This window comes from Micavibrio aeruginosavorus EPB, assembly GCF_000348745.1.
In the GTDB taxonomy this organism is placed as follows: domain Bacteria; phylum Pseudomonadota; class Alphaproteobacteria; order Micavibrionales; family Micavibrionaceae; genus Micavibrio; species Micavibrio aeruginosavorus_A.
In genome coordinates, this window is record NC_020812.1 from 737,527 (window position 1) to 758,932 (window position 21,406).

A 21,406-nucleotide genomic window follows, 5' to 3' on the forward strand; every position below is an offset into this window, starting at 1 on the left:
AATCATGATCCGTAAACAACCGCTGTTTTCCCGTCCCGTGCAACAAACGGTTCCTGCGCCGAAACGTCGATCTTTCTTGGGGCGTGTCTGGGGCGGAATGGGGCGCGCGTTGCGTAAAACCTGTACGGTGATCGGGGCGTTGATCCTGTTCTCGGCGTTTGTGAATATTCTGGTGTTTTCGTTCGCAGGCGAAGAAAAGAAAATCATCCTGCCGGACCAGTTTATTTTGACCCTGACATTGGATGACGGGTTGAATGAAGATGAAAACAAAACGGGCGGGCTGATCCCGCGTGGTTTGTTGCCGGAACCGATGGATGTTTATGCCATGATCGACACCATTGAACGGTCGGTTAATGACAAACGGGTGAAGGCCTTGGCCGTATCCATTGATGGCGGCGGGTTCCCCATGTCGGCGGTACAGGAATTACGCGGCGCAATCGCCAAATTCCGCGCCAGTGGCCGCCCGGCGGTGGTGTTCAGCCCGTCTTTCGCCGATGCCGCATCCAATTTCACGGCTTATTACCTGGCATCGTCCTTTGATGAAATCTGGATGCAGCCCGTGGGCATGATTTTCCTGACCGGGATTGATACGGAATCCCCCTATATCCGCAGCGCTCTCGAAAAAATCGGGGTGAAGGGGGCGTATTTCCAACGCAAGGAATATAAAAATGCGTTCGAAGGCGTGACATCGGATTCGATGAGCGCGGCCAGTGCCGAAATGAATGCGTCCATGTTGGCCGATATCATGGACCAGTTGCTGGATGATGTATCCGCCGATCGCAAAATGTCGCGTGATGATGTGATGGCCGCCATTGATCTGGGCGTTTTGACGGATGAAGAATCCGTGGCCAAAGGCTTTGTTGATCATCTGGGTTTTGGGGACGAGGTGATGAAGGCCTTGCGCAAAAAGCTGGAGGTCGAAGATGAAAAATCCATGCCAACGATCGCGCTGGATGATTACCGCGATGCCCGTGGCCATGAATATTTACAAGCCCTGATGGCCAAGAAGCCGGGGGAAAAGGACAAAAAACGCCCATCCGTTGCTTTGGTCAATGTATCCGACATGATTGTGCCGGGAACGGGTGAAGCGGGCGGATTGTTTGGTGACAAAATCGCCGGGGCCGAAGATATATCCGCCGCCATTCGCAAGGCGGCGAAGGATGATAATATTGCGGCCATCGTTCTGCGCATCAACAGCCCCGGCGGATCACCATCCGCATCCGAAACCATCCGTCATGCGACATCGTTTGCCCGTGAAAAGGGCAAGCCCGTGATCGTATCAATGGGCAGTGTGGCCGGGTCCGGCGGGTATTGGATTGCAACGGATGCCAGCCATATCTTCGCCATGCCCACGACCATGACCGGGTCCATCGGTGTGATTGCTGGGAAATTTGATTTGAGCGGTTTGTGGGCGAAACTGGGTGTGAATTGGGACGGCGTGTCGGTTGGTGAAAATGCCGACATGTGGTCGTTCAACAAGGGTTTTGATGAATCCGGAACCGAACGCATGAACGCCATGACCGATCGCATCTATGCCACCTTTATTAAACGCGTGGCCGAGGGGCGCAACATGACACCGGAACAGGTGGAAGAGGTGGCCCGTGGCCGCGTCTGGACCGGGCGCCAGGCGCATAAAATCGGACTGGTGGATTCGCTGGGTGGTTTGAATGACGCGCTGGATTATGCGGCCAAGGACATTGGTGCAGGAACGCGTCACGATGTGCGCGTTGTTCGCTTGCCGGAAGGGTCGGGCCCGCTTCATGAACTGATGAAAGAATTGGGGATCGAAGTGCGTATGCCGGATCCGATCAATGCCATGATGAGCGCATGGGCGGATTTGACCGCGACATCAAAAATGCCGGGCGGTGTGGCTGTGTATGATGCGGGATTAAATCGCTGGAAATAATTATTTGAACATCTGTTCCAACCGGACATGCAAATCCGGCCATGCCATGATGATATGATCAACGCCGATATTATGTTCCAGAATGGACATGGCGGCGTTGAGGTTATAGGCAAAGGGCAGAATGGGGCAGGGCAGATAATCGCGCGCGGCCAATGCGGCCAAAACATCCTTGCGCCGATCCCCGAAATACCAGATCACGTCCTTTTCATCCGGTTTACGCGGCAATAACTCAATCGCCTGTAAAATCGGGTCCGGGTATGGTTTGGACCGGCGGATGTCTTCGCGGAACACGGTGACGTCGTAATATTGTTCCAGATCAAACGTCTTTAAAATGTCGTGGCCGTATCCCTTGCCCAGCCCGTTGCTGATCAATCCCATCGGGATATTGTGGGATTTCAGCAAATTTAGAATGTCGTAAATGCCGGGGCAGGGTTCGACGATTTCGTCCACTTCCTTGCGGCGGATTTTGTGGATGGCGCGGTGGACCAGCAATTTTTTCCGCTTTCCATCCTGAAACCCGACCAGCGGTGGCGCATTGATTTTACGTTTGGCCACACGGGAAAAGAACGCCGCAATTTTATGCGCGCCATCGTCCATCCGCTCCAACACGCCGAGCAGGGCCGGGTTCAAATGGCGCACCGTGGTGCCATCCATATCAAACAGGACAATGGTGGGTTTTTGCAAGATCATTACTTTAACGCTTTAATGGTCTGAATAATCTGCGCCGCATTCAATCCGGCTTCGTCATATTGCTTGTCCGGCGTGTCTTGATCCTGGAACAGATCGGGCAGGTGCATGGTTTTCACACGGCACCGTCCATCCAACAATCCGGCATCGTTCATGTATTCCAATGTGTATGACCCGAACCCGCCGATGGAGCCTTCTTCAATCGTGATCAGCTTGCCATGATGGTTGGCCAGTTGGGTAATAAGGTCGGTGTCCAATGGTTTGGCAAAACGGGCATCGGCCACCGTGACACTGATGCCTTGTTCGGCCAGTTGGTCAGCGGCTTTCAGTGCTTCGTTCAAACGCGTGCCATAGGACAGAATGGCAACATCGCTGCCCTCACGCACAACGCGGCCTTTACCGATTTCAAGAACGGATCCGCGCACGGGCCGGTCGATCCCCATGCCTTCGCCACGCGGATAACGCAGGCCAATCGGGCCCACATCATACGCGGCCATGGTGGCCACCATATGCATCAATTCCAATTCGTCGCCCGCGGCCATCAACACCATGTTGGGCAGGCATCCCATATACGCTACATCAAACGCCCCCGCATGCGTGGACCCATCGGCACCGACAAGGCCCGCACGGTCCATGGCAAAACGCACGGGCAGATTTTGAATGCACACATCATGCACCACCTGATCATAAGCGCGTTGCAGGAAGGTCGAATAAATCGCGCAGAACGGTTTCAATCCTTCCGTCGCCATACCGGCGGCGAAGGTGACGGCATGTTGCTCGGCAATGCCAACATCGAACATGCGATCCGGAAACTCCCGTTCGAACAGGTCAAGGCCCGTGCCCGATGGCATGGCCCCGGTTATGGCGACAATCCGGGAGTCGTTGCGGGCTTCTTCGATCAGGCTTTGGGCAAACACCTTGGTGTATGCCGGGGCAGAGGGTTTGGATTTGTGTTGGGCGCCCGTGACCACATCAAATTTCACAACGCCGTGCATTTTATCGGCGGAGGATTCGGCCGGGGCGTACCCCTTGCCCTTTTTCGTGATGGCGTGGATCAGCACCGGACCATCATGCGCCCCATCGCGCAGATTGCGCATGATCGGCAGCAATTGATCAAGGTTATGGCCATCCACCGGGCCGATATAGTAGAAGCCCATTTCTTCAAACAGCGACCCGGTGCCCATGGCCGTCCGCGCAGATTCTTCGGCGCGCTTCACGGCATGGCGCAGCGGCGGGGGCAGGATTTCGGTGACTTTTTTGCCTGTCTCACGCGCTTGCATGTAACGTTTGGATGACACCAGGCGGGTCAAATGTTTGCTGAGCGCGCCAACGGGCGGGGCAATCGACATATCGTTGTCGTTCAGGATGACGATCAAACGGCTTTTCGCATCGCCCGCGTTGTTCATCGCTTCATACGCCATGCCCGCGGTCATGGACCCATCGCCAATCACGCAAATGACATGGTTGTCCTTGCCCAACTGATCCCGCGCCACGGCCATGCCAAGGCCAGCAGAGATGGAGGTGGAGCTGTGGGCCGCACCAAACGGATCATATTCGGATTCGGATCGTTTGGTAAAGCCGGACAGGCCGCCCCCCTGACGCAATGTGCGAATACGGTCCTTGCGTCCGGTCAGGATTTTATGCGGGTAACATTGGTGCCCAACGTCCCAGATCAAACGGTCATCCGGCGTGTTGAATACGGCGTGGATGGCCACGGTTAATTCCACAACGCCCAGACCCGCGCCCAAATGCCCGCCCGTATGGGATACGGCATCAATCATCTCGGCGCGCACTTCCTCAGCCAGTTGTTTCAACTGATCATCGGTGAAATCACGGGTATCGTCGGGCGTGACAACGTTGTTCAGCAGTGCATGGCTGGAATTATCCCCGAGCCCCCGCGTGTCATTCCCGCGAAGGCGGGAATCCATAGCATCCTGCGGCGCGTGCGTGTTGTTAGAGTGTGTCATACAAATCTGTCCAATCTGGATTGGTCTTCTGGATCAATTCGAGTTTCCAGTTTCTGTTCCATTTCTTGACGCGCTTTTCTCGTAAAATCGCCTTTTCCGGATCATCATAAACCTCGTAATAAACAAGGGTGCTGACGCCGTATTGTTTCGTAAATCCATCAAGCAGTTTTTCTTTATGTTCCGCCACCCGTCGTTTCAGATCGGATGTAACGCCGACGTAAAGTGTGCCCACTTTATCGCTGGCGAGAATATAAAAATAATACTGCTTCATCCTCAACACCGTATGGATTCCCGCTTTCGCGGGAATGACAATAGGGTGATTATGCCTTACGCCCGGCGTTGCAGAACGTAGTCGGCCAGTTCTTTCAGCGTATCGGCGCGGCCATTGTCGAAAATGTGCAAATGGCGTTTGGCTTGTTCCACCAGCATTTGGGCGCGGGCGCGGGCTTGGTCTTTACCCATCGTTGATACGAAGGTGGATTTGCCGGCTTGCGCGTCCTTGCCCGTATCTTTGCCCATGGCTTCGGGGCTGGATTCAACGTCCAGAATATCGTCCGTGACTTGGAAGGCCAGGCCGAGGTCGTGGGCGTAGTTGCACAGCGCCTTGCGCATCGGTTCGCTGGCCTTGCCCAGAACGGCACCGGCTTCGCAGGCAAACGCCATCAGCTTGCCGGTTTTCATGCGTTGCAGGCGGCTGATCGTGCCCAGGTCGAATTCCTGTTTCTCACCGATCAAATCCAGCATCTGACCGCCGCACAGGCCGTGCGGGCCGGAGGCTTTCGCCAGCAGATTGACCAGTTCAACGCGAACGCGTGGGTCTTCGTGCGTTTCAACATCGCTCAATACTTCAAACGCCAGTGTCAGCAAGGCATCACCGGCCAGAATGGCGGTGGCTTCGTCATAGGCCTTGTGTGTCGATGGTTTACCACGGCGCAGGTCGGCGTTGTCCATCGCGGGCAAGTCATCATGCACCAGCGAATAGGCGTGAACAAATTCAACAGCGGCGGCGGCGCGGCGGGCGCGGGCCATATCAACCCCAAACAATTTCGCCGATTGCATCAGCATGAACGGGCGCAAACGCTTACCACCGTTCAGCGTGCCGTAACGCATCGCTTCGAACAACGGTGCTTCCGGCAGGTCGGATTCAGGCAGCAGGCGCATAATCGTCTTGTTTACGGCTTCAGAGATTTCATTCATCTGTTCCTGAAGTCCGGGGGCGGCGTCGCGTGGTGATGGGGCCATCTGAATTTACTCCTGTGTCAAGCTGTCGCTGTTTTGGGCTTAGAGGTCGTGCGCGCTGGCGGCGGGTTTGCCGTCGGCGCCCAGTGTGATTTTTTCGATTTTTGATTGCGCTTCGCGCAGCTTCTTTTCGCAATGTTGTTTCAGCGCCACGCCACGTTCATAGGCAGCGATGGAATCTTCCAACGGGGCTTTGCCCGTTTCCAGATCGCGGACGATCCCTTCCAGTGCGCTCAAGGCTTCTTCAAAGCTCAGACTTTCAACCGAAGTCATGGTTACCCTTTTGTTTTCGTATGGATTTTGCGGGTGGAGTGTAGGCCAGAGACCCTGATTCCTCAAGGCTTAAGCATGAAAACCGCGCGTTTGAGGGTTGATATCTTTGCAGGGCTGGGATGGGGCATCCTGTGGCACAATAAAGATAGACATAATAACTAAAAACCACTGCCTTAGGGAGGCTAAGTCCATGGAATCACAACAAAACACGACAGATCGCAACCGCCGTGATCCGCTGAAAGAGCTGGATTTCCTGACCTTGAGTGTCCGCAACGGCCGCGCGCGCCAACATGTGCGCGATGTGAACTTAATTATGGCGCAGCGCCCGCGCACACGGTCGCAAAACCATAAAACGAATTAAATCAATTGGTTAATCTTCCCTTCAAAGGCTAAAGATCGGCCAGGGCCAGAAGATGGGCTCTGGCCGATGTTTTCAGGGCGTCGAGGTTATACCCGCCCTCCATCACGGAAATGACCCGCCCGTCACAAAGGCGGTCCGCCGCATCGCACAGATCGCGGGTGATCCACGCATAATCCGAATCCAGCAACGCCATTTCCCCCAACGGGTCGTCGCGGTGGGCATCAAACCCGGCGGAGATCAGGATCAAGTCCGGTTGATATGATTCCAATGCTGGAATAACCGTGCCCGTCATGGCCGTGCGATATTCATGCGTACCTGCTCCGGCGGCGAGGGGGATGTTAATCACCCGGTCCGGTGTCTGGTCTGTGGCGTCACCGCGCCCGGCGGGGAACAGGCTGTTCTGGTGCATGGAAATAAACAGGACGTTATCATGCTTGCGCGCCATCACTTCACTGCCATTGCCGTGATGCACATCGAAGTCAACGATGGCGACACGCTTTGCGCCGTTCTGTTGCGCTTCCAAAGCGGCGAGGAAGATGTTGTTGAATAGGCAGAACCCCATTGCGTGTGTGGGTTCGGCATGATGCCCCGGCGGACGCGTGGCGCAGAAGGCGCGGCGTGTGGTGCCGTTCATCACATCCCGCGCGGCGGTGCAGGCCGCACCTCCCGCCGCTTCAAACGCGGCATCAATCGAGGCGGGGCAAATCACTGTATCGGCATCCAGATGCACCAATCCACGATCGGGAATCGCGTCTTCAATCCGCATGACATAGGATTCCGGGTGGGCGCGGGTGATTTGTTTAAAACTGGCGGGATCGGCGTTGATCTGCGGCATGGTATCGAACGGGGATTCGCTCAGCAGGTCGAAAATCGCCTGAAGTCGCGCAATCCGTTCCGGGTGGTCGGGGCCGGTGTCGTGGCGCAATCCGGCCTGGGCTTTGTATATGGTCAAATTGTGCATTTTCGGTCTATCATCCCCATTGATGATGGGAATTGTACAGGACCCCCGGCAGGGGACAAGGGCCATGAATTACAGTACGCACACCACCGTGGATTTTCTGGCGCAAACCTTGCTGCAACGCTGGGTGCCGAAATGGTATGGCGCGTTTTGCGATCCGAACAATGGCGGGTTTTATGAACGGCTGGGGGATCAATTCGTGCCCCGTATGGGGCAACCGCGCCGCCTGCTGACCCATTGCCGGCAATTGGCCATGTATGCGCATGCATCGGCGCACACGCGCGGGGCGTTCAAACCGGATTTGAAAAAACATTTCGATCGCATGCTGGCCACGTTCTACGTCCCGGAAACGGGTGGGTGGCGGTTCAGTGTGGATGATGATGGTCATCCCGTGGACGGCACATATGATTTATATGCCTTGTCCTTCGTCATATTTTCCATGGCGCATTATTATGCGGCCACGCATGATGAACGTGCGCATACCCATGCTCTTGATCTTCTGAAATTTATCGAAACGCATTTCGTGATGCCGGGATTGCCCGGGTATGCCGAGGCCATTGATACGCAATTAAAGCCCATCCCGCGCCAGCGCCGCCAAAACCCGCATATGCATTTGTTGGAAGCGTGTTTGTTCGCTGAAAATACATGGGGCGATCGGGGTTTTGCCGTGATGGCGGATCGAATGGTGGATTTGTTCCATCATTATTTTTATATCCGCGATTTTGGGCAATTGTGTGAATTCTTCACCGATACATTGAAACCTGATCCCAAGGACGGAAACAAAGTTGAGCCCGGCCATTATTGCGAATGGGTCTGGCTGTTAAAGAAACACGCTTTTTTGCGTGGGTATGATTCCATGCATGATGATCTCTGTGCCGAGTTACTCAGCTGGGCCAATGCCCATGGCTGGGATTACGTGCATGGCGGAATTTATGACGTTGTGTCGCCAGATGGTGACGTTCTAACCGACAGCAAACGTCTTTGGCCGTTTACGGAAGCGTTGAAGGCCAATGCCCTGATGCTGGATGTCGTGCCAGAGATTGATAAGGCGCCGTTGAAAAATCGTATGGCCAAAATGGTCAGTGTGTTCCGCGAACATTATATGAGCGAGCGCGGGTTCTGGGTTGAATGGCTGCATCGCGATTTAACGCCGGCGGTGGATTATATGCCGGGCACCACGCCGTATCATGTGTATTTCGGCATCATGGAAACATACGCCGTGATGCATGCGCGCGGGCGCAGCGTGTCATGGCGGGCGGGAATTTTACTGGGGCTGTACACGATCCGGCGGCAATTATCCGGCGTGGTACGCGGTGTGAAGGCAAAAATAAAGGCCGGGTAAATCCCGGCCTTTAAATTCTTTCTTGGCGAACGCTTATTGCGCGTATTCCTTCGGCGTCAAGGTCACCGGAGCGGAGCCGTTATTGTCATTCGCGGCTGGGCCGGATGTTTTATAGCTCATGAATGTCGGCGGCTCGATGGCGGCTGGGGTTTTTTTCCAGCCGCCGGTTCCACATTCGTAACACCATCAGCCGACGGCGGTAACGTGCGGTTATAGGCCAATTCCTGTGGGCTTAATTGGAAGCCAACCAGAACGCGGTACGATCCGATATCCGCACCGGCGGGCATAACCTGACGGATGGCCTCGCTTTGGCTGATTTGATCCGTGGTCTTGTCATACGACAAGGTGGCGGCGAAAATTTCCTTGGCCAGAATGGACCCTTGCGCGTTTGTCACCGCAACGAAATAGGGGTAGGAGAAGCTCGGTTTTTCGCTGTTCGTGCCGCGGCCTTTCGCACCCAATGCTCCGTTGAACCCAATCTCCATATCCATCACCATGCCTTTGTCATCGGTGGTGCAGCTATGGCTGACGATGTTCATCTCAACGGACGATACGTCTTGACCGGCCTTCGGCATGTCGGGATTGGTGAATTGGTGCACTTCTTTCAGGTCGGTGACCAGTTGGACATGCGGGCATCCGCCCATGGCTCCGGCAACCTGTGTGGTGGCATCGCCACCGGCGGCGGGCATGATGGCGGCGGCGTTTGCGGCATCGGCCACGGCCGGATCGGTTGCGAACGGGTTCAAATCGTCCAGTTTAATGCTGGCGATTTTGGTCGACAGATCGGACACGCCGGTCACAACCGTATCGCTGACCGTATTGGCGGCGGTTTCCATGGTTTCACAAGCGCTTAAACCCAGGGCGGCCGTGGTGGCCAGCAGAAGGACAAAGGTCCGGGTATTGAATGTCATGGTGGGCTCTCCCCGATCTATTTTTGATAACCTGTCCCTTGTACGAAATTGGGGGGGATTCGGGCAAGAAATGAATGGGGGTTCCCCGGGATTATTCAGGGTTTTAATGGACAAAATGGGACCCATTTCCTATATAAACCCTTATGACACAGACAGAATCCGCAGAAAAACGCCCTTTAACCATTCTTCTGGCCGCCCCCCGGGGGTTTTGTGCCGGGGTGGACCGGGCGATCCAAATCGTTGAACGCGCGCTGGTGAAATACGGCGCGCCGGTCTATGTCCGCCATGAAATCGTCCATAACAAATTCGTGGTCGATAATTTGCGGGCCAAGGGCGCAGTGTTTGTCGAGGAACTGGACGAAATTCCCGATGACGGGCAACCGGTGATTTTCTCTGCCCATGGTGTGCCGAAACAGGTCCCGGCGGACGCCGCCGCGCGCGAAATGTTTTACATCGACGCCACATGCCCGCTGGTCAGCAAGGTTCACCGCGAAGCTGAACGCCATTTTAAAAATGGTCGCCAGTTGATTTTGATTGGTCACCGCGGTCACCCGGAAGTGATCGGCACGATGGGGCAATTGCCGTGCGGCGCGGTCGTTCTGGTGGAAACGCTGGACGATGTGGCAACGCTGCAGGTACGCGATGAAAATAATCTGGCCTATTGCACGCAAACGACATTATCGGTTGATGATACGGCGGACATCGTTGCCGCGTTGAAAGAACGCTTCCCAACGATTGAAGGCCCGCATAAAGAGGACATTTGCTACGCCACCACCAACCGCCAGGGTGCGGTGAAGGCGATTGCCACGCGGGCCGATGCGTTGATCGTGATTGGGGCGCCCAATTCATCCAATTCCAACCGTCTGGTTGAGGTTGGGGCCAATGGCGGATGCAAAAAATCCATGCTGGTCCAGCGCGCCGCCGATATTGATTGGGCGTGGGTGGATGATGACATTCACACGCTGGGCCTGACCGCCGGGGCATCCGCACCGGAAGTGCTGGTCGAGGAAGTGATCACCGCCGCGAAACAACGGTTTGATGTAACGGTGGAAGAAGTCACCATCACCCAGGAAAATGTGGTGTTTAAGGTGCCGGGGATTTTGTCAGCGGCTGAATAATCGGCTGTGTGATCAGGCGCGGTTCGATATACCCGTTATACGCCCGGGCCAGAAACGCTGCACGCGTAATCCCGATTGTCGCCAAGGCCTCACGCAGGGTGGGTAGGCTGCGATCATCAACAATATTCAAATCCATATTCAAATCACGCAGGCTGGCCTTGTTATCAAATGATAACCGGCTGGGGCGGGCAAAGTCCTGTGCGCATTTCATTGCACCGGGGCGGGTGAATGGATTGGGGCCGAACCCATGGCCGATATCCAGAATGTCATCGGGGTCCAGCCGGACGAAGATGATATTTTCGCCGTCATTGCGTATGCGTGATGCGATAATCTGCGCGTAATTGTCGATGGCCAGCGCATGGTAATGATCGGCAAAGCTTGTCGGGTTTTGTCCTGCGGGCAGGGGGCCAGCGAAGAAATTGCGATCCAGAACCGTTTTGGCGGCGTGGGCCATGGCGGTGTGCAAATTGCCATAGGTCAGGCGCAGTGAATTAAAATGGCTGACGCTCATCGGGTCGGTGCGCGTCGTTTTGTACAATGTTGCATCATGCACAGCCATCAGGCTGTTCAGCCAGGCTTGCTTTACATACGCATCCTGTTCGCATCGTTCCTGGGCCGTGATCCAGTCACGGGGGCACAGAATAATCCGGGTCATCGGGTTATAGGGGCTGGCGTGCAATGCGGGGGCCGAGGATTTTTGCAGGGCGTGCATACCCTCGTGTACATGGGCGCTGAAAAGAAGGTTTTTGTCATCGCGGGCGTTGGGGCCATAAGCGATGCGGTTGTTAAACCCGTTTGTCCCGGCATCGGGTGGATAAATGAAGGATTGGTATGCGGCCATACAGGATGCGTCGGCGATTGGAATGTGACGGCATCCGATACGGGACAGGCGATTGAGGAAATCAATACCAACCGCGCCCAGATAAGGGTCGTTCAACCGTGCCAGATCGGCGCGGAGTGTCGCCAGCGCGGAATCCAGCACCACTTGCTCAGCATCATTGTTCCATGCGGATGAAAGCGAGCGCGATGATGACGTCGCGGAATGTCGGTCACGCGGCGAATCTTGCATAATAAAACCTGTTCAATCGTTCTTATTGTTGGTGGCGATTGTAGGGCGCGGCCATCACTCTGGCAAGCCCGGGGCGGGGGGATACAGGCAAGGGACTGAAACTCTTGTATATTGTTCTTGATTACGTTGAATTTGTGCGTTGAAACATTTGGAAAATGATATGCTTTCCCACGTTTGTGATTCACATTTTTTGAAAAACCATCATGGCCGTTTATACAAAAATCGACATTGCCGATGCCCGCGAATTGCTCAGCCACTATGAACTGGGTGACGTGACAACGTTGGAGGGGATTGAGCAGGGGGTCGAAAATACCAACTATCACCTGCACACCACGACGGGGCGTTATATTTTGACGCTTTTCGAAAAGCGCGTTGATCCGGTCAATCTGCCGTTCTTTTTTGCCTGGACGGATTATCTGGCGACCAAGGGTATAACGTGCCCGCATATCGTGCGTGATGCCGATGGCGCGATGATCCGGAATGTACGCGGCCGCCCGGCGGCGGTTATTTCGTTTTTGGATGGTGATCCGTTGCCGCACGGAAAAATCAATCCAGTAGCGTGTGGCGAGGTCGGGGCCTTGCTGGGCAAGATGCACAAGCTGGGCCAAAAATTTGACCAGACGCGGGATAATTCGATGGGGTTGCCCGCGTGGAAGGATCTGGCCGCACGCACGGCGGGGCGGGCCGATGATGTTGAAAAGGGGCTGGCCCATTTCATCTCCACCGAAATTTTCCAGTTGGAAAAAGAATGGCCGAGCGTCGACGACCTGCCGCGTGGGACGGTTCATGCCGATTTGTTCCCGGATAATGTGTTTTTTAAACGGGGAAAGTTGGCGGGGGTGATCGACTTCTATTTCTCCTGCACGGATTTTTTCGTTTATGACCTGATGCTGACCGCCAATGCGTGGTGTTTTGATTCACGGCAACATTTGCTGGCGTCCCGCTGGGATGCGTTTATCGCCGGGTACGAAAGCGCCCGTAAATTGACCAAAGCGGAAAAGGCGTATATGCAATTCTTTGGCCGGGCGGCGGCATTGCGTATTGCGCTGACACGGTTGAATGATTTTCTGTTTCACCCGCATGATGCCATTGTGACGCCGAAGGACCCGGTTGAATATTTAAACATCCTGCGTTGGCACCAAAACCACGATATCGCCGAAAAATGAGTACATCTCCGTCTAAAAAAGTTGAAATCTATACCGATGGCGCATGCAGCGGGAATCCCGGCCCGGGCGGCTGGGGGGCGATTTTGCGTTGGAATGGACATGAAAAGGAAATGTCCGGTGCCGAGGCCGACACCACCAACAACCGCATGGAAATGATGGCGGCCATTGCCGCGCTGGAAACATTGAAACGCGGTGTTGTCGTGGATCTGTATACCGACAGCGAATATTTAAAGCGCGGTGTCACCGAATGGATGGCGGGGTGGAAGGCCAAGGGCTGGCCCGCCCGCATTAAAAATCAGGATTTGTGGAAACGGTTGGATTCCGTTTTGCAAAACCATGATGTGAAGTTTCATTGGGTGCGCGGCCATTCCGGCCACCCGGAAAATGAACGGTGTGACGAACTGGCGCGCAACGCGATCAAGACACTGCGATAACGAATCGATTCTCTGTCCCAAATCATCGTTTTGAAAGGTCTGCTTGTGGATAACTGGGTTATCCACAACGAAGACGCCCGATTCTGGCAAGAAACCGCCCCGTTTAAGGTTCCATTAAATTTTGCGGCACAAGGTGGATGTAACAGCGCAGTTCACGAAGCCGCAACACAACGGAAATTAAAAAGCGGCACGTGACATCGATCAGAGGAAGGAGCGCAAAATGACGCACACCGTGACGACAGACATCAGAATGATGACGACGAACACGCCCAACCCGTTCATGCAGAACCAGGCCCATGCCGGTGATCGGATTGCTTTGCCCATTCCGCCCGCCCCGCATATTGGGATCGCACCGGACAACAAACCGGATACGCGCTTTGAACTGGAAGTTTACGCCCGCTTTATGCGCCATCTGCGCGATGTGCCGAACAGCCGGATGGATATTAAAATCCTGGCCGCGATCGGGTTTACCGCCGACATGATGGATGTGGGCGATGCCATGGTGGCAAAGACGTTGGTGGATATGGGGCTGCGGGCACCGCGCCGGGCGTTCCCGCATTCATTTCTGGAATTTGCCGATCGGACCCAACAACGCAGTGCGTGGGATCACACATCCACCGCGCCGGACAGCCTTGTGGCCCTGCAAACGCACTGGAACGCCATTGGTGAAGATCGGTTTGCCAGCGCATCGCGCACTGATTTTGTAACGGTGAACGAATTCTTCCCGACATAAGTTTCCACGGGTTCCTCCCCAAGGAAAAATCCCCCGGTCTGTGCGACCGGGGGATTTTCTAATGTGTGTCTGTGCAGTCTTAGTCGTTAAAGGACCAATCGCTTTTGCGCCCTTCTTCATCGGCGCGGGTGGCTTTATACGTGGGCCCACCGAAAATGCCTGTGCGGGGCTGGTCATTTGAGGCCGGGGCCGACAGCAGGTTGCTGATCAAATCACCAAAGGCGCTGTCCTGTGCCTGTTCCGCGTCGGGGTCGAATTCTGTGACCGGGGCCGGGGACAGCGACGACATAAATCCACCGCCACCACGGGCGTTATAGGCCCCCATGATGGTTTCGCGCCAGATGCGCGCCGGGAACGATCCGCCCGTTACACGTTTCATGGATGAATTGTCATCATTACCAACCCAAACACCGGCGATATAGGTATCGGTGAAGCCGATAAACCAGGCATCGCGGAAATCCTGGGACGTTCCGGTTTTACCCGCAGCCGGGTAGGGAACCTTTGCCCCCTGGCCTGTGCCGAATTCCAGCACGCCGGTCATCATCCCGGCCAGTTCCTGGGTCAGGCGCGGGTCAACAACCGAACGACCACGCACGATACGGCTGGACCGTTCGTAAATCAGGCGACCATCCTTGTCACGGACGCGGCGAATGGCATAAGGCTGGACCAATGATCCTTGATTGCCAATGGTGGCATAGGCGGACACCATTTGAATCAGCGGAATACCCGCACTGCCCAGCGACAGGCTGAGGTCACGGTTCAACGGGGCTTCAATCCCCAAACGGCGGGCCATATCAATGACGGAATCAACACCGAAGTGCTTGGTCAGTTGATAGGCGATGGTGTTGAGGGAATAGGCCAGCGCCGCATAAAGCGGAATTTCGCCGTAATATTCGCCCTTGAAGTTGGTCGGGCGGTATTTCCCGGTGCGGATCGGTTCATCAACAACGATGGAATTACGGTTCATGCCGTTTTCCAACGCGGTCAGGTACACGATCGGCTTAAACGACGATCCCGGTTGGCGGTATGATTGCACGGCGCGGTTAAACTGGCTCAGGCCGTAATCCGTTCCACCCACCATGGCCAGAACGGCACCCGAATAATCCATGACAACAATCGCGCCCTGGGACACTTTTTTCTCGGTGGCGTCCTCGTTGCGCAGGGCCTTGGTCAAGGCCTCTTCCGCGGCGCGCTGAACGCCGGAATCCAGCGTGGTGTCGACGATCAGATCGGTGTTGGGTGTGCCGATCATATCGGCCAGATCGCTCATCACCCAATCGCTGTAATAGCGCACAATGTCGCCGCCCGTTGGTTTGCGCAACGGGGCGGGCGCTTGTTCGGTCGCGCCCTTGCTTTGGGCGTCACTCAAATACCCGGCATCGCGCATGGCCATGATCACCGTATCGGCACGTTCACGGGCCAGCGACGGGTTGCTGTGCGGGGAATATTTCGACGGGGCTTTCAACAAACCGGCAATGGTTGCGGATTCGCGCAAATTCATTTCGCGCGCGGATTTGTTGAAATAGGTCTGGGCCGCGGCTTCAACCCCGAACGTACCCGCACCGAGATACACACGGTTTAGATACGCACTGAGGATTTCGTCCTTGGTCAGTTTCTGCTCTAGCCAGACGGCCAGCATTGCTTCCTGAATCTTACGCTTGTATGTGCGTTCGCGGGACAGAAACAGGTTTTTGGCCAATTGCTGTGTAATGGTCGATCCGCCCTGAACCACGCGGCCCGCTTTTATATTGCGGGCGGTGGCGCGCAACATACCAATCGGGTCGATACCAAAATGGTAATAGAAGCGGCGGTCTTCGATGGCCAGAACCGCGTGGATCAAATCCGGCGGCAATTCCGCCACGGTGACGTTGACACCCTTCAGCTCGCCATACCGGGCGACCATTTCACCACGATCATCGCGAATGGTGATGGCGGCTTTGCGTTCAAAATCCGGCTTGTCGATCAGTTTCGGCAGTTCCGCGCCATACCATGCGATCACCAGCGACAGGGCAATAAAACCCCACAGCCCCGCAACAATGCACCAGCGCAAGGCGCGGCGGAGCAACCCCTCCTGCGGACGGGATTTGCGGGAGCGGGTGCTTTTACGCGTTGTGCTTTTCTGCGATGTCTTCTTTTTGGCCATGGCGGCGTGATACGGTCTTTTCAGTGTTTCAGCAAGAAATATAGGCCCAACATGCCCAAAATAGGGCAGGAAATGGGTTTTTTACGGATTATGAGCAATCCATCCAATACCGGCGGCGGGCCGGGAACTGGGCGGTGGCTGCGGTTTCTTCTTCAAACGTACAGCCCGCACCTTCGATAATCTCAATCGCCGATACATTGTCGGGCGATACGGTGATCAGGGCTTTTTCCAGGCCAATATAATTGGCGTAGGGGCGTGATTTGGTCAGGATTTTCTTGCCATAGCCCTTGCCACGCATGGAGGGACGGATAGCGAAATAAATATTGCCGCCCCATTTTTCCAAGTGCCAGTTCAGGCGATGGCGGATTTTCACAGTGCCCAGATAATGGTCATCCTTCACAAACCATAAAACCGTTTCCGGCACAGGGTCGGCCCAATCCTGTAGCGGCTGGTGTTCGACCCCGCGTTCAGTCCGCAACATTTTGACGAAGCCGTCAAAATCCGCCCGCAGGTCGAGCATGTCGTAATATTTCAGGCGGTCTTCCGCATGAAATTCGGCCAGCGCTTCAAGGTAGCTGTCTTTATATTCGATATCGGGGCGGACGAGATGCGAAGCGGTCATGGTTTTACAAAAGGAAAATCGTTGCCAGGCCGAGGAAGGCGAAGAAGCCCACAATATCGGTCATGGTGGTTAAAAATACTACGGCGGAGGCCACAGCCGGGTCGGCCCCCAATTTGTTCAGCACAATGGGAATGCCCGCGCCAAACAATCCGGCGTTAATCAGGTTGATGATCAGCGCCATGCCAATCACAACGCCCAGCATCGGGTTGCTGAACACAAATCCGGCGACGCAGCCGATCAGGATGGCAAAGATGCACCCGTTGATGGCGCCGACCAGAATTTCTTTGATCACGATGCGGCGTTCGTTGATGGATGACAATTCCCGTGTGGCCAAGGCACGCACCGCCACGGTCAAAGCCTGTGTTCCCGCATTACCGCCCATGGAGGCCACAATCGGCATCAACGCGGCCAGCGCCACAAGCTGTTCAATTGTATTGCTGAACAATGAAATGACCGCCGCCGCGGAAAAGGCCGTGAACAGGTTCACAAACAGCCACGGAAACCGCGCCCGTGTTGTGCCGCGAATGTTGCTGTACAAGTCATCCTGACCCACACCGCCGAGTTTCAGGAAGTCTTCCTGGGCTTCTTCGTCGATAACGTCCACGATGTCGTCAACCGTGACCACGCCGATCAAGCGGCCCGATTCATCAACAACCGGGGCAGATGTCAGGTTTTCACGGCGGAACAATTGCGCCACTTCTTCCTGGTCCATCGTGGCCGGGATCGGGTGGATGTCTTCCAACCTTAAATCTTCCAGCTTTTCCGATCGTTTCGACCGGACAACGCGGTTCAACGGAATGATGCCGACAACGTGATAGGCCGGGTCGATAACGAACAAGTCAAAAAATTCATCCGGCAATTCTTCGGTCGCGGCGCGCAGGTAATCAATGGTTTTACCAATGGTCCAGAATTGCGGCACAGCCACAAATTCCCGCTGCATCAGACGCCCGGCGGATTCTTCCGGGAAGTTCAAACCTTCTTCCAGCGTGATCCGGGTCTTGGCGGACAGGAAACGAATAACTTCGTGCTGGAAATCGTCCGGCAGGTCGATGATCAGATCCAGCGCATCGTCACTGTCCATTTCGGAAATCAGGGCGGCAACCTGCCGCGCCGGCATTTCCGTCAGAACCTTGCGGCGCAGGCCGCTATCCAGTTCCGAGAACACATACGGATCGAGCAGATCGCCATGGGTCTGGAGGAGGGTCTGGCGATCTTCGTCCTCAACCTTTTCGATCAGTTCGGCAATGTCGGCTTCGCTCAGATCGGCCAGCTCGCGCGAGACGACGTCTTCGTCGCCGTTGCGCAGGGCTTCAACAATCGCCTGAATGTAACGATCGGTTAGACCGAAAACGACATCATCGCCTTCACCCTCGGGCGCGATTTGCGCGCCGAGGCTGTCGGTGACGTCCTTTTCGATCATATCCTGATCGTTATTATCCATGGGCGATCCCTTTGCGGGTTATGTGTTTTACTTAGACGGCGATGGCCTGTTTTGGCGCATCCGCTCCGCTTTCTGTTTCATGGACCTGTGCGCTGACGGTGGCCAGTGCGGTCATGTTGATGATCCCGCGCGGCGTAACCGACGGGGTCAGAATATGCGCCGGCATGGCCAGACCCAGCAGGATCGGGCCAATCGAAATGCCTTCGCCCAGAATGCGCAGCATGTTGAAGCTGATATTCGCGGAATCGATATTCGGCATAACGAACATATTGGCCACGCCGGTCAGCGTGGAATTCGGCATACTGACGGCGCGGATGGCTTCGGACAATGCGGAATCGGCGTGCATTTCGCCGTCGATTTCCAGTTCCGGCGCACGGTTGCGAATATCCGCCAATGCGGCCCGCATGCGGCAGGCCGTGTCGGTGTTGCCCGTTCCGAAATTGGAATGGGACAGCATGGCGATCTTCGGCTTGATACCAAAACGGGATACTTCTTCGGCGGCCAGAATAGTCATTTCCGACAATTGCGCCACGCTCGGGTTCGGGTTCACCTGTGTGTCACAGATGAAGAACGTCCCGCGCGGCAGGATCAGCGCGTTCAATGCGGCGGCCGTTTCAACGCCGGGGCGCAGGCCAATAATATCAACCACGTCTTTCAGGTGGCTTTGATACTGGCCAACCGTGCCACAAATCATGGCATCGGCCTCACGTTTTTGAACCATCAACGCACCGATAACGGTGAAGTTGGTCCGCAAAACGGTCCGGGCCACAGCCGGGGTCACGCCGCGGCGTTCCATGATCTGGTGGTACGACGACCAATAATCGCGGTAACGCGGATCGTATTCCGGGTCGATCAGTTCAAAGTCCTTGCCCATCTTCATGCGCAGGCCCAGGCGTTTCAGGCGGGTTTCCACCACGTCTTTCCGACCGATCAGGATGGGGGACGCCAGATGTTCGTCCACAACCGTTTGCACGGCGCGCAGGACGCGTTCTTCTTCACCCTCGGCGTAAACAACGCGTTTCGGGTGGGCTTTGGCGCGGCTGAACAGCGGGCGCATCGCCATGCTGGTGCGATAGGTATAGCTGTTCAGTTTTTCGCTGTATGCAACCCAATCGGTGATCGGGCGTGCTGCTACACCGCTTTCAATCGCGGCCTTGGCCACGGCGACGGGCAGGGTGGTGATCAAACGCGGGTCAAACGGCTTCGGAATCAAATATTCCGGACCAAATTCCAGATGTTCGTCCGGATACACGGCGGCCACTTCCGCCGTGACTTCCTTGCGCGCCAGTTCGGCAATCGCGTTCACGCACGCCAGCTTCATCTCTTCGTTAATGGCGGTCGCGCCAACATCCAGCGCGCCACGGAACAGGAACGGGAAGCACAGAACGTTGTTCACCTGGTTGGTGTAATCGGATCGGCCGGTGCAGATGATGGCATCCGGTTTGGCTTCGCGCGCTTCTTCCGGCATGATTTCCGGCGTCGGGTTGGCCAGCGCCATGATCAGCGGGGCCTTGCCCATTTTCTTGACCATGTCACCCGTCAACGCCCCGGCGGCGGACAGGCCGAGGAAGATGTCGGCCCCTTCCAGCGCTTCATCCAGTGTGCGGCTGTTGGTGTCGGCGGCGAATTGTTCCTTGTACGGGTCCATCTGTTCGACGCGGCCCTTGTACACAACGCCTTTGCGGTCACAGACGATAATGTTTTTCTTCGGCAGGCCCGCATTCACCAGCAGGTTCAGACACGCCAGCGCCGCGGCACCCGCGCCGTTGGCGACCAGACGAATATCTTCAAACTTGCGGCCCTTCAGGTGCAGCCAGTTTTTAATGGCGGCGGCAACAATAATCGCGGTGCCGTGCTGGTCGTCATGGAAGACGGGAATGTTCATGCGTTCTTTCAAACGCTTTTCAACTTCGAAACATTCCGGGGCTTTGATGTCTTCCAGATTGATGCCGCCGAACGATGGTTCCAGCGCGGCGATAATTTCAACCAGCTTGTCGACATCCTTTTCATCAACTTCGATATCAATCGCGTCGAGGTTGGCGAATTTCTTGAACAGGACGGCCTTGCCCTCCATCACCGGTTTGGATGCCAGCGCGCCAATATCGCCCAGCCCCAGAACAGCGGTGCCGTTGGAAATGACGGCAACCAGATTGCCGCGGCTGGTGTAATCCAGCGCCTTCAGCGGGTCCTTCTCAATTTCCAGACAAGGCACAGCCACGCCGGGGGAATAGGCCAGCGCCAGGTCCCGCTGGGTTGCCAGCGGTGTGGTCGGGGTAATCGAAATTTTCCCCGGTGTCGGCAGGCGGTGGTATTCAAGGGCGGCGTCGTGCAGCGTGTCTTTCATCATACTTCTCTGGCTGGTGTTTTGGACATAACCCCTGCGGCCATCATGTTTTTGGCTGGCGGGCGGGGGATTCTCAAAATGTGCCCCAACTGACCAGAATTTCAGGGCTTTTTCAAGGCCGCAGGCGGGGTTGGGGTGTGTTCTCCCGACGGGTCACGCGTGCGCTTCTTGCATAAGTTTTTGTGCAGAGCAAGGAAATGTTGACATAAAAACGCCGCAGGTGCTAAACCCCGGTCATAGACCTGAGTGACCTCTGCGGAAGGGTAGGACAATGGCGGGTAAAGTCGTTTCTTTTGAATATGTTGATAAAAAACAGCTGAGCGATATTACGGTGATGACCCGCTTGAGCGACGCGTTCTTGCTGGCCGTCAGCCGCGCGGATGATGCGGTTTTCACCGCGAAAAAGGACACGTTCACCTTTACGGTCGGGTATGACAGCTTCCTGCGCCTGATGGACCAACTGGTTTTTTACCCGTCGATGGTCGAATCCTTCGCCAAAGCGGATGCCCGGATGAAAGAATTTGACGCCCAACGCTCCACGTTCGGTGCCCGTCTGGCGGATTCGTTCCGTTATCACAGCCTGATGGCCTCTGGCCAACCGTTGGCCGTGTTTGAAGAAAAGATCGATCTGGTTGATGACCTGAAAGTGTCCATCAAGCGTTACGGTCTGGCCAAGGCCCCGAAATAAAGGG

General features: G+C 55.6%; 20 protein-coding genes. 8 read left to right on the forward strand and 12 right to left on the reverse strand.

The window, feature by feature from the left end; genetic code table 11:
* Positions 1-4: 4 nt before the first annotated feature.
* Positions 5-1,906, forward strand: a complete 1,902-nt coding sequence (sppA, locus tag A11S_RS03405) for a signal peptide peptidase SppA (protein WP_015467089.1) — start codon at positions 5-7, stop codon at positions 1,904-1,906.
* Here the strand turns inward: sppA and A11S_RS03410 are convergent, their stop codons facing one another.
* The 5 genes from A11S_RS03410 to A11S_RS03430 are packed head-to-tail and all read right to left on the reverse strand — an operon-like array spanning position 1,907 to position 6,072.
* Positions 1,907-2,596 carry an HAD family hydrolase gene (locus A11S_RS03410; protein ID WP_015467090.1) on the reverse strand — a complete coding sequence of 230 codons (690 nt, stop codon included), beginning with the start codon at positions 2,594-2,596 and terminating at the stop codon, positions 1,907-1,909.
* Positions 2,596-4,521 (reverse strand): 1-deoxy-D-xylulose-5-phosphate synthase, encoded by a 1,926-nt coding sequence (gene dxs / locus A11S_RS03415; protein WP_015467091.1) that lies wholly within the window; start codon positions 4,519-4,521, stop codon positions 2,596-2,598. Before dxs ends, A11S_RS03410 begins: the two co-directional genes overlap by 1 nt.
* Positions 4,522-4,546: 25 nt before the next feature.
* Positions 4,547-4,831: a GIY-YIG nuclease family protein gene (locus A11S_RS03420; protein ID WP_015467092.1), complete on the reverse strand. Its 285-nt coding sequence runs from the start codon at positions 4,829-4,831 to the stop codon at positions 4,547-4,549.
* Positions 4,832-4,887: 56 nt separating this feature from the next.
* Positions 4,888-5,802: a polyprenyl synthetase family protein gene (locus A11S_RS03425; RefSeq protein ID WP_015467093.1), complete on the reverse strand. Its 915-nt coding sequence runs from the start codon at positions 5,800-5,802 to the stop codon at positions 4,888-4,890.
* A gap of 39 nt (positions 5,803-5,841) precedes the next feature.
* A complete protein-coding gene (locus A11S_RS03430) occupies positions 5,842-6,072 on the reverse strand; it encodes an exodeoxyribonuclease VII small subunit (RefSeq protein WP_015467094.1) in 231 nt (76 codons plus the stop codon).
* A gap of 190 nt (positions 6,073-6,262) precedes the next feature.
* Here A11S_RS03430 and A11S_RS11980 point away from each other — a divergent pair, with 190 nt between their 5' ends.
* The gene (locus A11S_RS11980; protein ID WP_015467095.1) at positions 6,263-6,433 is read left to right on the forward strand and encodes a hypothetical protein; all 171 of its coding nucleotides are present in this window, start codon (positions 6,263-6,265) and stop codon (positions 6,431-6,433) included.
* 28 nt (positions 6,434-6,461) lie between these two features.
* Here A11S_RS11980 and A11S_RS03435 read toward each other — a convergent pair whose 3' ends face one another.
* Positions 6,462-7,394: a histone deacetylase family protein gene (locus tag A11S_RS03435; protein WP_015467096.1), complete on the reverse strand. Its 933-nt coding sequence runs from the start codon at positions 7,392-7,394 to the stop codon at positions 6,462-6,464.
* 64 nt (positions 7,395-7,458) lie between these two features.
* Here A11S_RS03435 and A11S_RS03440 point away from each other — a divergent pair, with 64 nt between their 5' ends.
* Positions 7,459-8,733: an AGE family epimerase/isomerase gene (locus A11S_RS03440; RefSeq protein ID WP_041802400.1), complete on the forward strand. Its 1,275-nt coding sequence runs from the start codon at positions 7,459-7,461 to the stop codon at positions 8,731-8,733.
* 116 nt (positions 8,734-8,849) lie between these two features.
* Here the strand turns inward: A11S_RS03440 and A11S_RS03445 are convergent, their stop codons facing one another.
* On the reverse strand, positions 8,850-9,644 hold the full coding sequence (locus A11S_RS03445; RefSeq protein WP_015467098.1) for a hypothetical protein: 795 nt from the start codon (positions 9,642-9,644) through the stop codon (positions 8,850-8,852).
* 143 nt (positions 9,645-9,787) lie between these two features.
* Here A11S_RS03445 and ispH point away from each other — a divergent pair, with 143 nt between their 5' ends.
* Positions 9,788-10,762 (forward strand): 4-hydroxy-3-methylbut-2-enyl diphosphate reductase, encoded by a 975-nt coding sequence (gene ispH, locus A11S_RS03450; RefSeq protein ID WP_015467099.1) that lies wholly within the window; start codon positions 9,788-9,790, stop codon positions 10,760-10,762.
* Here the strand turns inward: ispH and A11S_RS03455 are convergent.
* The gene (locus A11S_RS03455; RefSeq protein WP_081604745.1) at positions 10,728-11,831 is read right to left on the reverse strand and encodes a hypothetical protein; all 1,104 of its coding nucleotides are present in this window, start codon (positions 11,829-11,831) and stop codon (positions 10,728-10,730) included. The genes ispH and A11S_RS03455 overlap by 35 nt on opposite strands.
* A gap of 203 nt (positions 11,832-12,034) precedes the next feature.
* On the opposite strand from A11S_RS03455, the gene thrB reads away from it, so the two are divergent.
* The 3 genes from thrB (at position 12,035) to A11S_RS03470 (ending at position 14,164) form a co-directional block, all read left to right on the forward strand.
* On the forward strand, positions 12,035-12,997 hold the full coding sequence (gene thrB, locus A11S_RS03460; protein ID WP_015467102.1) for a homoserine kinase: 963 nt from the start codon (positions 12,035-12,037) through the stop codon (positions 12,995-12,997).
* The gene (gene rnhA / locus A11S_RS03465; RefSeq protein ID WP_015467103.1) at positions 12,994-13,431 is read left to right on the forward strand and encodes a ribonuclease HI; all 438 of its coding nucleotides are present in this window, start codon (positions 12,994-12,996) and stop codon (positions 13,429-13,431) included. The genes thrB and rnhA overlap by 4 nt, the downstream gene beginning before the upstream one ends.
* A 220-nt stretch (positions 13,432-13,651) precedes the next feature.
* A complete protein-coding gene (locus A11S_RS03470; protein WP_235068105.1) occupies positions 13,652-14,164 on the forward strand; it encodes a hypothetical protein in 513 nt (170 codons plus the stop codon).
* Positions 14,165-14,243: 79 nt separating this feature from the next.
* On the opposite strand, the gene A11S_RS03475 is transcribed toward A11S_RS03470, so the two are convergent.
* From A11S_RS03475 to A11S_RS03490, 4 genes are all read right to left on the reverse strand, one after another.
* A complete protein-coding gene (locus A11S_RS03475; protein WP_015467107.1) occupies positions 14,244-16,307 on the reverse strand; it encodes a transglycosylase domain-containing protein in 2,064 nt (687 codons plus the stop codon).
* Positions 16,308-16,395: 88 nt separating this feature from the next.
* On the reverse strand, positions 16,396-16,929 hold the full coding sequence (locus tag A11S_RS03480) for a GNAT family N-acetyltransferase (RefSeq protein WP_015467108.1): 534 nt from the start codon (positions 16,927-16,929) through the stop codon (positions 16,396-16,398).
* A gap of 4 nt (positions 16,930-16,933) precedes the next feature.
* Entirely contained in the window at positions 16,934-18,370 is a 1,437-nt protein-coding gene (gene mgtE, locus A11S_RS03485) for a magnesium transporter (RefSeq protein ID WP_015467109.1), read from the reverse strand.
* Positions 18,371-18,401: 31 nt separating this feature from the next.
* Positions 18,402-20,714 carry an NADP-dependent malic enzyme gene (locus A11S_RS03490; protein ID WP_015467110.1) on the reverse strand — a complete coding sequence of 771 codons (2,313 nt, stop codon included), beginning with the start codon at positions 20,712-20,714 and terminating at the stop codon, positions 18,402-18,404.
* A gap of 271 nt (positions 20,715-20,985) precedes the next feature.
* Between A11S_RS03490 and A11S_RS03495 the strand changes: the two genes are divergently transcribed.
* A complete protein-coding gene (locus tag A11S_RS03495; RefSeq protein WP_015467111.1) occupies positions 20,986-21,402 on the forward strand; it encodes a hypothetical protein in 417 nt (138 codons plus the stop codon).
* Positions 21,403-21,406: the final 4 nt, after the last annotated feature.

Excerpts from the sequence above, each read along its gene's own strand:
- sppA (WP_015467089.1), top strand. The coding sequence starts at position 5 with ATGATCCGTAAACAACCGCTGTTTTCCCGTCCCGTGCAACAAACGGTT.
- A11S_RS03410 (WP_015467090.1), bottom strand. The coding sequence starts at position 2,596 with ATGATCTTGCAAAAACCCACCATTGTCCTGTTTGATATGGATGGCACC.
- dxs (WP_015467091.1), bottom strand. The coding sequence starts at position 4,521 with ATGGATTCCCGCCTTCGCGGGAATGACACGCGGGGGCTCGGGGATAAT.
- A11S_RS03420 (WP_015467092.1), bottom strand. The coding sequence starts at position 4,831 with ATGAAGCAGTATTATTTTTATATTCTCGCCAGCGATAAAGTGGGCACA.
- A11S_RS03425 (WP_015467093.1), bottom strand. The coding sequence starts at position 5,802 with ATGGCCCCATCACCACGCGACGCCGCCCCCGGACTTCAGGAACAGATG.
- A11S_RS03430 (WP_015467094.1), bottom strand. The coding sequence starts at position 6,072 with ATGACTTCGGTTGAAAGTCTGAGCTTTGAAGAAGCCTTGAGCGCACTG.
- A11S_RS11980 (WP_015467095.1), top strand. The coding sequence starts at position 6,263 with ATGGAATCACAACAAAACACGACAGATCGCAACCGCCGTGATCCGCTG.
- A11S_RS03435 (WP_015467096.1), bottom strand. The coding sequence starts at position 7,394 with ATGCACAATTTGACCATATACAAAGCCCAGGCCGGATTGCGCCACGAC.
- A11S_RS03440 (WP_041802400.1), top strand. The coding sequence starts at position 7,459 with ATGAATTACAGTACGCACACCACCGTGGATTTTCTGGCGCAAACCTTG.
- A11S_RS03445 (WP_015467098.1), bottom strand. The coding sequence starts at position 9,644 with ATGACATTCAATACCCGGACCTTTGTCCTTCTGCTGGCCACCACGGCC.
- ispH (WP_015467099.1), top strand. The coding sequence starts at position 9,788 with ATGACACAGACAGAATCCGCAGAAAAACGCCCTTTAACCATTCTTCTG.
- A11S_RS03455 (WP_081604745.1), bottom strand. The coding sequence starts at position 11,831 with ATGCAAGATTCGCCGCGTGACCGACATTCCGCGACGTCATCATCGCGC.
- thrB (WP_015467102.1), top strand. The coding sequence starts at position 12,035 with ATGGCCGTTTATACAAAAATCGACATTGCCGATGCCCGCGAATTGCTC.
- rnhA (WP_015467103.1), top strand. The coding sequence starts at position 12,994 with ATGAGTACATCTCCGTCTAAAAAAGTTGAAATCTATACCGATGGCGCA.
- A11S_RS03470 (WP_235068105.1), top strand. The coding sequence starts at position 13,652 with ATGACGCACACCGTGACGACAGACATCAGAATGATGACGACGAACACG.
- A11S_RS03475 (WP_015467107.1), bottom strand. The coding sequence starts at position 16,307 with ATGGCCAAAAAGAAGACATCGCAGAAAAGCACAACGCGTAAAAGCACC.
- A11S_RS03480 (WP_015467108.1), bottom strand. The coding sequence starts at position 16,929 with ATGACCGCTTCGCATCTCGTCCGCCCCGATATCGAATATAAAGACAGC.
- mgtE (WP_015467109.1), bottom strand. The coding sequence starts at position 18,370 with ATGGATAATAACGATCAGGATATGATCGAAAAGGACGTCACCGACAGC.
- A11S_RS03490 (WP_015467110.1), bottom strand. The coding sequence starts at position 20,714 with ATGAAAGACACGCTGCACGACGCCGCCCTTGAATACCACCGCCTGCCG.
- A11S_RS03495 (WP_015467111.1), top strand. The coding sequence starts at position 20,986 with ATGGCGGGTAAAGTCGTTTCTTTTGAATATGTTGATAAAAAACAGCTG.